Origin of the sequence: Luteimonas kalidii (assembly GCF_029887935.1) — a bacterium.
In the GTDB taxonomy this organism is placed as follows: Bacteria; Pseudomonadota; Gammaproteobacteria; order Xanthomonadales; family Xanthomonadaceae; genus Luteimonas; species Luteimonas kalidii.
In genome coordinates this window covers 180,892-192,966 of record NZ_JARXRO010000014.1, presented here as the reverse complement: position 1 = coordinate 192,966, position 12,075 = coordinate 180,892, and the positions used below count along the sequence as shown (strand labels likewise).

Sequence of the window (12,075 nt, the reverse complement as noted above, 5' to 3'; positions counted from 1 at the left end):
CCGATCGCCACGCATGCGCGCCGACGCCGCCGAGGCCAATATCCAGCGGGTCGTCGACCGTGCCGGACGCCACAGGGTGACGTTCCGCGATAACGAACAGGGCACCCTGGTCCTGCTCGGGAACGAGCTGGTGACGCTGGTCACGCCGGACGATCTGGACATCCTGCATGGGCAGACCATGGCCCAGGCCCGCGCCGATATCGCGCAGCGACTCGGCACGGCTGTCGACGCATCACGACAGGACCGCCTGCCGGGCAACCTCGTTCGCGGTGCCCTGTGGGCGCTGGGAGCGAGCCTGGTCATGGCGCTGTCGCTGGCGCTGGTGCTCTGGTTCGGCGCACGCCTGCGCCAGCGTCTGCGGGATCGCATTGCGCGCCAGACGAGTCGCGCGGACAGCGGTGCGCTCCATCACGTCATGCTGACCCTGCGCGTCATCGGCGACTGGCTGGTGCGCCTGCTGGTGGTCGTGGCGGTGCTGGTCGTGATCGAGGAGTGGCTGCGCTTCGTGCTGGGCCGCTTCGCGTTCACCAGGCCGTGGGCGGACGCGATGACCGCGTGGATCCTGGGGCGGCTCGGGGAGTTCGGCCATGCGATCGCGGCTGCGATGCCGGAACTCGTGACCGCGATCGTCATCTTCCTGATCGCCCGCCTGGTCGCCAGGACGGTCAGCGTGACGTTCCGCGGCGTCCAGCAGGGGCGCTTCCAGCTGTTCGGCATCGACCGTGAGCTGGCCGAACCGACGCGCAAGCTGGCGGTGGCGGTGGTCTGGCTGTTCGCGATCGCCATGGCCTACCCCTATCTGCCCGGCGCCGATACCGACGCGTTCAAGGGCCTGAGCGTACTGGTCGGCCTGATGGTGTCGCTCGGCGCATCGGGCATCGTCGGCCAGGCCGCGGGCGGGTTCACCATCGTGTACTCGCGCATCATGTCGGTCGGCGACTACGTGCGCAGCGGCGAGGTAGAAGGCACGGTACAGCAGCTCGGTCTGTTCGCCACCCGCCTGCGTACCCTGACCGGGGTCGAGGTCAGCATTCCCAACACCGTGGTGCTGGGGAGCCAGCTGCAGAACTTTTCGCGGAACCCGGACGGGCCCGGCGTCTGGCTGGAGACGGGCGTGACCATCGGCTACGACGTGCCCTGGCGCCAGGTGCAGCGGATGCTGCTCGATGCGGCGGGGAACACCGACGGCATCCATCCCGATCCCCCGCCCTTCGTGCTGCAGACCGCGCTTTCGGACTTCTACGTCGAGTACCTGCTGCGCGCGCGGATCGACGACGTGCTGCGTCGCCCGCTGGTCCTCACGCAGCTGCACGCCAACATCCAGGACGCGTTCAACGGCGAAGGCGTGCAGATCATGTCGCCGCACTACGAGGCGGATCCGCAAGCGCCGAAGCTGGTGCCGCCGCAGTATCGGGAGGGGATGCCGCCGCCAGGCGAATCCCCCCTCGTCCCGAGTGCGGCACCCGGCTGACGATTCGGCCGTACCGGTCAGCCGTGCCGCTCGCCCAGGAAGACACACCCCCCGACAGGAGACACCCAGATGCCCCGCCCCGCTCCGGATTTCCACACCCAGCGCCCCGAACACCTGCCCGTAACACCGGTACCGCCCCTGCCCGAGGTCGATCCGGGTGACGCGGAGCGGGCGTCCACCACGTATTCGCATTACCGGACCGGACTGTCCAACCATCGCACCGGGCTGTCCGAGCATCGCACCTCGCTGTCCGAATACCGGACCGACCTGTCGACCCACCGCACCGACCTGTCGGAGAACCGGACCGAAATGTCGATGCGCAGGACCGGCATGTCCTATCAGCGCACCCGGCTCAGCGTGGAGCGCACGATGATGTCGGTGATCCGGACCTCGCTGTCCCTGATCGGATTCGGATTCACGATCTTCCAGTTCTTCGGCCACCTGCAGACGTCGCAGATGATCAGCGCCTCCAGCCATGCGCCGCGCAACTTCGGCACCGCGCTCGTGGCCATGGGCCTGGTCCTGCTGACGATGGGCATCGTCTACCACCTGCGCATGATGCTGGAGCTGCGCCGGCAGCGCGTGGGCATGCACGAGCAGGGGCTGGTGCACGCCGAGAGCGGCTTCCCGGTGTCCATGGCGCTCATCACCGCCGCGATGCTCTGGGTGCTCGGCATGCTGGCGATCGTCAGCATGGTCTTCGGCATGGGCACCCTGGGATGAGGGATGCCGCTGCCGGGCAGCGATTGCGGTTGCAGTCGCCCGGGTCGCGCCCGGTGCTCGGCGCCGGGCATCGGGCTGGCTCAGGCCCGTGTCACGACACCCGGATGGTCCGCGCCCGCGCAGGCGGGCTCTCTTCGGGAATCCAACGGGTTTCCCGAGGGGGCTACTCGCGCTGCAGGTGGATCCGCAGGCCATCGACGGTGTTGCGCACGACCACCAGGTCGAAGTCGCGCGTACTGCCACGCTTCTTCACCAGCACGTCCTCGCCGTCGTCGACCTCGACATGGTAGACGTCCTTGCCGAAGTGCTGCCTGAGCGCGTCGCGGGTGAGCCGGGCGACGCTGTTCTCGCCCGTGCCCTTCGGGATCGCGATCACGACGGTGCTGGACGGCCCTCCCTCTGGCGTCAGCGACAGTTCGATCTCGCCGTCGACCTTGGCACGCCCATCCATCTCGACGCGCCACTTGTTGGAGGGGTTGGCGAATGCGCCGCTGGCCACGGCCAGCGCCAGTACCAGCGTGCAAAGACTCGAGCGCGTAGCGCGCGAGAACACCGTGCGACTGCCCATCGGCATCTCCTGTCCGGACGTCGGGTGAAACAGACCGCAGCGCCACGTGAACGCAGCGGCCGCCATCTTCAGAAGCGGAAACCGTACCCGACCAACGGACCGCTCAGGTTGAGATCGACATCGACGTTGCCGTTGCCGAACTCCGCATCGAGGTACCGGTAGCCCAGCAGCCACGCGCCATGCCTGGTGCGGTAATGCGCCATCACCGACGTGCTCCAGGTGCCATCGGTGTCGCCCACCGAGGCGTCGCCGCGCAGCGTCAGTCCCCATCGGTCCGAGAGCCGCCATGCGTAGCGGGCGCCCAGCAGCAGGTCGACGTAGGTGTTTCCGACGTCCAGGGTGCGGGGCTGGAAGACGGGATTGTCCGGGGTGAACCGGGTCGCGAGGTCGACGTCGATGTAGCGGATGCCGGCATAGACATCCAGCCCGGCATCTCGGTCCTCGCTCAGGCGGAAGGAGAACGCAGCGTCGAGCAACCGCGTATCCAGATCGCTTTCCGTGGACAGGACGCGCCGCTGTTTCCCCTGGGCGAGGCCCAGGTAGATGAAATCGGCGAACATGCCGTAGTCGTCGTTTCGACCCTCGACACGCACCATGAACACGCCGTCGAGCTTGTCGAGGATGTCGGAGAAGGAAGTCTCGTTGTCGGCGTCGGTGGGCGGCGTGATGGTCCGCAAATCCGTGCCGATGCTGGCGGCCCAGGCGTAGGGCTCGACCATCCAGTCCCAGCCTTGGCCCTCCTCGGCCGGGGCAGCCGCGCTGGCCGCAAGCCCCGCCAGCGCGAACGCCGCACGCTGCATCCGTGATCGCCGCGATCCGTCCATTGTCATCTCCGAAGTTTCCAGGCGCGCCGAGGCGCAAGCATCCGGTCGCCCTGCCATCGCCCGTATCGTGGGCGGCGGGTGCCGTGTTGGCACGGTGACGCGCCGCCTTCCCTGGCGGCGCGTCCGGGCATCGTTCAGTTGTTGGACGTGGCGGCGTTCTCCAGCTTCTTCATCGCGTTCTCCATCACGACGTGCAGGCTCAGCGAGTCGGCCCCCTGGCGTGGCGGGTACTTCTGGAAGCTCAGCACATGCTCGGCCAGGAACGGCTTGGACGCATTGGGCGCCCACATCTTCTGCGCGAAGAACTTGCGGCCGATGTAGCCGTACTCGTGCGACTCCGGATCCATCTTCTCCATCGGATCCATCAGCAGGTTGAACAGGTAGGGCACGTTCGGGTACGACTTCTCGTTCCACCAGATGCCGTCGCGCTTGATGCCGATGTGCATCTTCCAGGCATCCACGCGCACCGCCATCAGGTCGGTTTCGTCGTAGTAGAAGAAGGCGCGCCGTGCCGACTTTTCGGACTTTCCCGTCCAGTGGTCGAGGTTGTTGTAGCCGTCCAGGTGCACCGTGTACTTGGTGCCGTTCATGGTATGGCCCTTGAGCAGATCCTCCTTGATGGTGGTCGCGCCGCCGGCAGCGGCCAGGGTCACGAACAGGTCTTCATGGCTCTGGATGCCGTTGGAGCTGCTGCCGGGCTTGATGTTGCCGGGCCACTTGACCAGGCAAGGCACCCTCAGCCCGCCTTCCCAGGTGGTGCCCTTCTCGCCGCGGAACGGGGCGTAGCCGCCATCCGGCCACAGCATCAGCTCGTTGCCGTTGTCGGTGGTGTAGACGACGATCGTGTTGTCGTCCACGCCGAGTTCCTTCAGCTTGTCCAGCAGTACGCCGATCTGCTCGTCGTGCTCGAGCATCTTGGCGCGGACGAGGTCTTCCTCCGCGCGTCCTTCGTCGACGGCCTTCTGGATGTACTTCTTCGGGGAGTGCGACCAGATGTGGATGGCCGTGGTGTTGAACCAGCAGAAGAACGGCTTGTCGCCCTTGCCGACGCGCTCGAGGTAGTCGAGGGTCTTGTCGAGGACCTCGCCGTCGAAGGTCTGCATGCGTTCGCGGGTCAGCATGCCGGTGTTCTCGATCTTCTGCTTGCCGACGCGGCCGAAGGTCGGGTCCTCGGTGGGGTCGTCCTTGTCGGTGGCCCAGGCATGCAGCACGCCGCGCGGGCCGAACTTCTTGGTGTATTCCGGCTTCTTCTGCCCCGGGTAATCGAGCTGCTCGGGTTCCTCTTCGGCGTTGAGGTGGTAGAGGTTGCCGAACCACTCGTCGAAGCCGTGCACCGTGGGCAGGAACTCGTTGCGGTCACCGAGGTGGTTCTTGCCGAACTGGCCGGTGGCATAGCCCTGTGTTTTGAGTACTTCCGCGAGGGTCGGGTCCTCCTTCTGCAGGCCCAGCTTGGAGCCCGGGATGCCGATGGTGGTCATGCCGGTGCGCACCGGTACCTGGCCGGTGATGAACGCGGCGCGGCCCGCGGTGCAGCTGGCCTGGGCGTAGTGGTCGGTGAACAGCATCCCTTCCTCGGCGATGCTGTCGATGTTGGGCGTGCGACCCATCATGCCGTGGGTATAGGCACCGATGTTCCAGTAGCCGATGTCGTCGCCGAAGATGACGAGGATGTTGGGCTTCCTGCCGTTTCCTTTTCCGCTGCCCTTGCCGCTGGTCTGGGTGGTGGTGGCCTGCTTTGCCATGGTTGTGTGCTCCTCATTGGCCCCGTGAACGAGGCGTCGGTGAATCCCCCGCACGGGGGTGCGTTGATTCGACCGGATTCAGTTGAACGGACCGATCCGGAGGATCATGCTGATGAATGCGGCGATGCCGAGCGCGAACAGGAGTACCGCCGTGACCAGCGTCATCGAGGGCGGGAACGGACTTTGCCCATGCAACATCTCGTCCCCGACCATCACGCGGCGCTGGCGCCTGAGCGCGTACATGAACCACAGGTGGTAGACGATGCCGATCAGCAGCATCACCACGCCCAGCACCACCAGCGAGATGCCGAAGTTCCTGCCGGACGCGGCGTGCTCGATCACGGCGTTGTCTTTCAGGCGCTCGAACACCTGGTGGATGGTGAAGCCGAAGCTGATCAGCGACAGCGAGGTTCTGATGACCGACATCAGGGTGCGCTCGGCGGCCAGCCGGGTGCGCTGGAAGGCCATACCGGTCCGCCGCGACGCCAGCTCGGTGGACGCGGTGTTCAACGGAGAGTTCGCAGCAATGTTGTTGGAGTTCATTGTTCCGGCCCCCCGGTCATCGACGCCTTGTGCGTCCGGCGCCGCTTGATGAGCCTCGCGAACGGTCCGCGCAGCAGGAGGTAGGGCACGAACGCAAGTGCGATCGCAATCACGATCGCTTCCATCGGGTAGAAGGTCTTGAACACGATGATCTGGTAGATCAGGTCCATGGCCAGCCCGACGAGGAGGATCTTCGATGTGGCCTTGACCCCCTCGGCCAGCCGCTCCCTTCGCTGGGCCGGGTCGGTGAGCACGGTCCAGAAATACGGCGAGCGACCGGTGGCGGCATCCTTCTTCGCGTCGTGCCAGGCCGCGATCGCCGCCATGACCGGCTGCAGGACGAACCGGAACGACATCGGCCCGCCCGGGCGCTCGGTCAGGTCCGTCCAGAAGCGTTCCCAGATGCCCACGGCCATCGCGGTGGCGGGCACGCTGGCCAGCAGCAGTGTGATCGTGACGATGCAGATGATCCGGGGCGAGGCCTTCATTGGAATATCCTCAGCACGTGGCGGCGGTGGCGGCGAGCCGGCGTACGCAGCGGAAGCCGACGTGGCTGCTCGAGCTGTCTTCCGGTTCGGCGGACCGTGCCGCCGGGCGGTACCTGCGGCTGTAGTCCGGCGAGCACAGGTGCGATCCGCCCTTGACGACGCGGCACGGGATCCTCGAGGCGGGCTGGCCGCAATCGAAGCTGCTCGCCTCCAGGCGAGCGCGCGGGTTCACGTCGACGGCGCCCGCAGGGTGGGTCGCGGCATGTCGATCGACCCAGTAGTCGTCGGTCCATTCCCACACGTTGCCGATCATGTCGAACAGGCCGTAACCGTTCGCCGGGAACGCACCGACCGGGGACGTGCGCAGATAGCCGTCGAGCAGCAGATTCTGCACCGGGAAACGACCCTGCCAGGTATTGGCCATGTACCGCCCATCCGGCGTGAAGTCCTTCCCCCATGCGTACTCGGTACCCTCGAGCCCGCCGCGTGCAGCGAACTCCCACTCGGCCTCGGTCGGAAGCGACTTGCCGGCCCAGCGCGCATAGGCGCAGGCGTCGGCATACGCGACGTGCACCACGGGGTGGTCGAGCAGGCCCTCGAGGGAACTGAAGCTGCCCAGCGGATGGCGCCAGTCCGCCCCGAACTCGTAGCTCCACCATTGATAGGGCGCGTGCATTCCCGAAACGCTGGCCGGTGGGGAGAACACCAGCGAGCCCGGTTGCATCATGTGTGGCAGCGCACCCGGGTAATCGGCGGGATCCGGATGCCGTTCCGGGACGGTCACGTAGCCGGTGGACTCGACGAACGCCATGAAGTCGCGGTTGACGACCGGCGTGCGATCGATCAGGAAGCTGTCCACCCTGACGGGCCGTGCAGGTGCCTCTTCCGGGTAGTGGTGGTCCGAACCCATGAGGAAAGTGCCGCCTCGAATCATGACCATCCCGTCGGGGCGATCCTGGCGCGGACCGGTCCGGAGAAGAGGGCGCGGGGTAACGTCGATCTCTGCCACTGATGCGTGCCGATGATGTGCTCGCTCATGAGGATCCGGGGATCCCATGGCATACATGGTTCGCCATCGCCGACCGCATCACCACCCATCAATCGGAACGTGCTGGCCGGATTCCGCAAGTACGTGACGCAGCGTGACTACGAGCCGACATTCGCTCGCTATTTCGGGTAGAGCAACGTGAAAACCACGCGCAGTCCCCAGTCGGGACCGCCATCAGGTGCTTCGACGTAATAGCGCGCGCCGCCGTAGTAACTCACGAGCTGGTTGCCGATCTTCGATACCTTGCTGTAGCCGGCATTGATCGGCACGGTCCACTGCTCGCCCTCCCAGTTGTAGGAGGACTCTGCGTTGAAGGTGATCGTGCGTCCTTGCCCCAGTCCCTTCGACAGGAACGGCTGCATGAACGTGGCGCTGACGTCGTCGCGATCGCTGTCGCCGGCGAAGGACCAGATGTGGTTGACCAGCGCGCCATACGTCCATCCGCCCGGCGTCTGTTTCAGCACGACCGCCGTGGGCCCGGCGCCCCATTGACCGCTGCCCAGCAGGTCGTCGCTCGCCGTGGGCAGCACCAGGGCCGGACCGACGCCCCAGATCCAGCCGCTTGCGGCCGGCTCCTTCGGCGAGAAGAACAGACTCTGGGTGATGTCGCCGAGGCCGAACTGGCTGCCTGCGCCGGGGAAGAGTTCGTCCTGGTAAACCACCGGCAGGATCGTGCGTGAGATGAGATTCCAGTCTTCCCCGATGGAGATCGGAACGACCGGCTGCACGTTGAGATAGGTGCGGCTGCCGCCGCTGTCCCAATCGTCGTAGTTGAGCTGCATCGGAACGCTGACCAGGCTCGCGACCGGATTGGACAGCTGCTTGGCCAGGTCGTCCGCGTCCTGCGCGATCGCGCCGGTGCTGCAGCCCAGCCCCAGCAGCAAGGCCAGCGACCTTATCAGCCCCGGCGAGGGGCTGGACCGGCCGACGCCCGGTGGAAGCGAGAGGAGTGCCACGGGCATCGCACACGCGGACCTGACCATGCTCGCTCCACTGCAGATGAGGCCGGGTGAAACTAGACGTTGCTGAGGCCCCGCACCACCTCGATTGCGCAGCATCTGGCTGGATTTCGCCATCCGCGGTTGTTACACGATCTTCACAATCCGGGGTTATGCTTGGTTAAGGACTTGCCCCCCAAACGAGGCCTTCGACGCGGAACTGCGGCGATGGCGGGGACCGGATCCGCAGGATTTTCCAACAGGATCGTTGGGGGTGAATGCATGTTCTGCGAAACGTTCCTCGACAGCTTTGCTGTCCTGCGTACGCGTGATACCGATGAGCTTCACGACTGGCTCAACCGCAACTTCGCGGTACGCAAGCTCGAACTGCGCGGTGCGACCGAGCCGTTCGATTGCACGGTGAACCACTGCGCGCTTCCCTCGATCGCGCTGACCTATGCCAGGTATGGCGGGCGGATCGGCGCGGAGATCGCGCACAACGATTTCTACCTGCAGGGATTTCCGCTGTCCGGCGAGGGAGAGGTGCAGTGGAACGAACACGTCGTGCCGGTCCGACCGGATCTAGGCGGCATCGCGGGCGGGCCCGGTTCCCATGGGCGGTTCACCTATTCCGGCGATTTCTCCAACCTGGTCCTGCGCATCACGCCCGCCGCGCTGGTGCAGCGCCTGGCGATCCTGCTGGACAGGCCGGTCGATCCGCCGCTGAAACTCGCCGGCCCGCCCAAGCCCACCAACGTCGCCTCCTACGGGCGCCTGGTGAAGTTCCTCGCTGGCGAGATCGAGCAGCATCAGGCACAGCTGCCCGACATGGTGCTGTCGGAGATCGAGGATGCGGTGATCGTCAACTTCCTGTTCGCGAACAGGCACAACTATTCCAGCCTGCTGGAGGGCACGCCGCGTGCTGCGGCGCCCTGGCAGGTGCGCCGTGCGGTGGACTACATCGAGCAGCACTGGGACGAGGCGTTGACGATCGAGCGACTGACCGAGATCACCGAGACCAGCGCGCGCAGTCTGTTCCTGCTGTTCAAGAAGACCTACGACACCTCGCCGATGGTCTACCTCAGCCAGGTCCGGCTGCGGCATGCGCGCGAGATGCTGTGCCGGCCTGCGCCCGGCGCGAGCGTGACCAAGGTCGGCTTCATGTGCGGCTTCAGCAACATGGGCAACTTCGCGATGAAGTACTACGGCGCGTTCGGCGAGAAGCCCTCCGAAACCCTACGGTCCCACCTCAAGTAGCCCTGCCCGCGTCTTCAGGACCGGGGTCATCCTGTACGTGGTCCGGCACCGGTGTTCGCCCTGGCCGCAGACACGAAGCACAGGGCGACCGCGTACATCATGATGCCGTAGACCGCGGGCGGCATCGCCATGGTCGCCGACTCCAGCACGTTGTAGGCGATCAGGAACGCCAGCGTGCAGTTCTGGATGCCGGTCTCGATGCCGATCGTGATGGCGTCGCGCCGCTCGAGCCTGCACAGGTGGCCGAGCAGGTATCCGCCGCACATGCCCACCAGGCACATGCCGGCGGTCGCGAGCGCGAGCGTGCCGATCCACGGCAGCAGCGCCTCGCGCTGGTCGACGGCGATGCATGCGATCAGCACCAGCAGCAAGCCCAGGCTGAGGCGCGTCAACCACGGCTGCGCCCGCTCGCACCACCGGGGCCACAGGTGCCGCAGCGCCATGCCGAGCAGCAGCGGCAGCGCCACCAGCAGCACCAGGTGGGCCATCATCTGCGGAACGGGCAATGGGATCGCGCGGCTCTGTCCCGCGAAGGCCTGCAGGGCCGCCCCGGTCAGCAGCGGGATCGTGGCGAGGGTCAGCAACGCGCTGACCGCGGTGAGCGTCACCGCGAGCGCCAGGTTGCCGCGGGCCAGGTAGGTCAGGGCATTCGAGCTGCTCGCGCTGGGGCTGGCGGCGAGCAGGATGAAGCCGACCGCGAGTTCATAGGAGTGCCGGAACAGCATGGCGACTCCGAAGCCGAGCAGTGGCAGCAGCAGGTACTGGCCGGCGATCCCCACCAGCAGCGGGCCGGGTTCGCGCGCCACGCGGGCGAACTCGCGCGCCGCCAGTCCCATCCCGATGGCCAGCATGATGAGGAAGTTCGCGGACGGCAGGCCGGCCCGGATGAGGGCATCCATCTGCAGGACTGCGCTGGCATTGCCTTCCATGCGTCGGTCTCCGTTCCGCCTGCAGTGGACAACCCGTTTCGCAAGCGACCACCGCCTGGTCCGGGTCGGGGATACGCCACACATCCAGCGCACCGGCTGCAGGAGTCCCCGCATACCGCGGGCTGGTGGGCTGTCACCGCGAGGCGCCACTATAGGGCGGGCGCCGACGCATCGGGTGCAACTTGCGTGAGAGGCGTCGCAGCCGTCGGAATGGACTTCAACCGGCCGCACCGCGGCTGGAGCATGGCGAGCGCGCCGCGGCCGGACGGGAGGCGACGGCCGCGCGTGTCTTCCGCTGCGTCGCGCTCCCGTTCGCACGCGGAACCGGAGCGACGGACCGCCGCTAGCGCGCGTCACCGTCGGGCCGAGCGGGAGGTCACACCATCCCGACGCACGTTGCGCTATGCCTTCCCGCCCCACCAGACACACCGGAGAAACTTCATGTCCCGTGACCAGCAGAACCCGAAGGGCGCGCCGCCTGCCCGCCCCGCCGAATCGCCAGGGCAGCAGCGTGAGCGCGAATCCCACGAGAACGAGAACCAGGACGAGGCGCTGGAGGAAACTTTCCCCGCCAGCGACCCGGTGTCGCCCTTCATCCCGGCCAAAAAGCCTGAATGAGTGCGCCCGGGTCACGCGGCCCCGCGGCCTTGCTGGTGATCGACATGATCAACCGGCTGGACTTCCCGGGCGCCGAACGCATGGCGCCGGGAGCAATCGCCGCGGCGCGCCGCATCCAGGCGCTGCGCGACCGCTTCCACGCACGCGACTGGCCGGTCATCTTCGCCAACGACAACTTCGCCGACTGGCGGTCGGATTTCCGCGAACTGGTGGCGATGGCCCTCAATACAGATGGCGCCCCCGCCACGATCGCCAAGCTGCTCGCGCCCGATGCGCGCGACTATGTCGTGCTCAAGCCCAAGCATTCGGCGTTCCTGGCCACGCCGCTGCCGGTGCTGCTGGCCAAGCTGGAAGTACGCCGGCTGCTGCTGACCGGGCTGGCCCTGGAAAGCTGCGTACTGGCGACCGCCGCCGATGCCAACGCGCGGGAATTCGAGGTCGCCATCGTGCGCGATGCGGTCGCCGGCCTGCCGGGGTTACGCATGCAGGCGCTCGCGACGCTGGCGGGTTCGGGCACGGCCCGACTGCTCCCGAGCAGTCAGGCGCTGGCGTGGGCTGGCGCGGGCTCGGCCTGAGCTGGACCGGCATCGGCAGACGCGGCGCTCCATCTCAAAGTACGTGAGATGATGGCCTTGTTGCTGCGATCTACGCCGAACGTTCGCCGATCTGGCGCGCAACTGCCACTGAACATTTTTTTACACCCGACCCGCTATGCTTCGCCGTTGTCTGGCAACAAGTGAAGTCCTGATGGCCCCCAGCAAGAGCAACAGCACCGTTCTCCGCAAGTCCGGCCGTTCCGGCGGCAAGCAGACCGCCACGCTCACCCGTGAGCAGCTCGAAGGCGATCTCGCTGCGTTCCGCAAGTCCGGCGGCAAGATCGAGAAGCTCGGCAATACCAACACCTTCAAGAAGATCGGCTGATCCAC

The 12,075-nt window shown here is 66.6% G+C and carries 14 protein-coding genes; 6 read left to right on the top strand and 8 right to left on the bottom strand.

The window, feature by feature from the left end; genetic code table 11:
• Positions 1-13: 13 nt before the first annotated feature.
• Entirely contained in the window at positions 14-1,471 is a 1,458-nt protein-coding gene (locus tag QFW81_RS06470; protein WP_280577845.1) for a mechanosensitive ion channel family protein, read from the top strand.
• Positions 1,472-1,540: 69 nt separating this feature from the next.
• Positions 1,541-2,194: a YidH family protein gene (locus tag QFW81_RS06465; protein WP_280577844.1), complete on the top strand. Its 654-nt coding sequence runs from the start codon at positions 1,541-1,543 to the stop codon at positions 2,192-2,194.
• A gap of 163 nt (positions 2,195-2,357) precedes the next feature.
• Here the strand turns inward: QFW81_RS06465 and QFW81_RS06460 are convergent, their stop codons facing one another.
• The 7 genes from QFW81_RS06460 to QFW81_RS06430 all read right to left on the bottom strand — a co-directional run bounded on the left by QFW81_RS06460 (position 2,358) and on the right by QFW81_RS06430 (position 8,369).
• The gene (locus tag QFW81_RS06460; RefSeq protein ID WP_280577843.1) at positions 2,358-2,762 is read right to left on the bottom strand and encodes a hypothetical protein; all 405 of its coding nucleotides are present in this window, start codon (positions 2,760-2,762) and stop codon (positions 2,358-2,360) included.
• A 68-nt stretch (positions 2,763-2,830) separates the two neighbouring features.
• Entirely contained in the window at positions 2,831-3,586 is a 756-nt protein-coding gene (locus QFW81_RS06455; RefSeq protein ID WP_280577842.1) for a hypothetical protein, read from the bottom strand.
• A 134-nt stretch (positions 3,587-3,720) separates the two neighbouring features.
• Positions 3,721-5,328, bottom strand: coding sequence for an arylsulfatase (locus QFW81_RS06450; RefSeq protein ID WP_280577841.1), 1,608 nt, complete (start codon positions 5,326-5,328; stop codon positions 3,721-3,723).
• A 78-nt stretch (positions 5,329-5,406) separates the two neighbouring features.
• Positions 5,407-5,838 carry a YidH family protein gene (locus QFW81_RS06445; RefSeq protein WP_280577839.1) on the bottom strand — a complete coding sequence of 144 codons (432 nt, stop codon included), beginning with the start codon at positions 5,836-5,838 and terminating at the stop codon, positions 5,407-5,409.
• Positions 5,839-5,867: 29 nt separating this feature from the next.
• Positions 5,868-6,359: a hypothetical protein gene (locus tag QFW81_RS06440; RefSeq protein WP_280577837.1), complete on the bottom strand. Its 492-nt coding sequence runs from the start codon at positions 6,357-6,359 to the stop codon at positions 5,868-5,870.
• A 10-nt stretch (positions 6,360-6,369) separates the two neighbouring features.
• The gene (locus tag QFW81_RS06435; RefSeq protein WP_280577834.1) at positions 6,370-7,299 is read right to left on the bottom strand and encodes a formylglycine-generating enzyme family protein; all 930 of its coding nucleotides are present in this window, start codon (positions 7,297-7,299) and stop codon (positions 6,370-6,372) included.
• Positions 7,300-7,526: 227 nt separating this feature from the next.
• On the bottom strand, positions 7,527-8,369 hold the full coding sequence (locus QFW81_RS06430; RefSeq protein ID WP_280577833.1) for a transporter: 843 nt from the start codon (positions 8,367-8,369) through the stop codon (positions 7,527-7,529).
• A gap of 258 nt (positions 8,370-8,627) precedes the next feature.
• Here QFW81_RS06430 and QFW81_RS06425 point away from each other — a divergent pair, with 258 nt between their 5' ends.
• On the top strand, positions 8,628-9,602 hold the full coding sequence (locus tag QFW81_RS06425; RefSeq protein WP_280577832.1) for an AraC family transcriptional regulator: 975 nt from the start codon (positions 8,628-8,630) through the stop codon (positions 9,600-9,602).
• Between the two features lie 26 nt (positions 9,603-9,628).
• On the opposite strand, the gene QFW81_RS06420 is transcribed toward QFW81_RS06425, so the two are convergent.
• Complete coding sequence (locus QFW81_RS06420) at positions 9,629-10,531, bottom strand: bile acid:sodium symporter family protein (RefSeq protein WP_280577831.1); 903 nt, start codon at positions 10,529-10,531, stop codon at positions 9,629-9,631.
• Between the two features lie 441 nt (positions 10,532-10,972).
• On the opposite strand from QFW81_RS06420, the gene QFW81_RS06415 reads away from it, so the two are divergent.
• The 3 genes from QFW81_RS06415 (at position 10,973) to QFW81_RS06405 (ending at position 12,070) form a co-directional block, all read left to right on the top strand.
• Complete coding sequence (locus tag QFW81_RS06415; RefSeq protein WP_280577829.1) at positions 10,973-11,149, top strand: hypothetical protein; 177 nt, start codon at positions 10,973-10,975, stop codon at positions 11,147-11,149.
• Positions 11,146-11,724: a cysteine hydrolase family protein gene (locus tag QFW81_RS06410; RefSeq protein WP_280577827.1), complete on the top strand. Its 579-nt coding sequence runs from the start codon at positions 11,146-11,148 to the stop codon at positions 11,722-11,724. Before QFW81_RS06415 ends, QFW81_RS06410 begins: the two co-directional genes overlap by 4 nt.
• A gap of 172 nt (positions 11,725-11,896) precedes the next feature.
• A complete protein-coding gene (locus tag QFW81_RS06405) occupies positions 11,897-12,070 on the top strand; it encodes a hypothetical protein (protein ID WP_280577826.1) in 174 nt (57 codons plus the stop codon).
• The last annotated feature ends 5 nt before the right edge of the window (positions 12,071-12,075 follow it).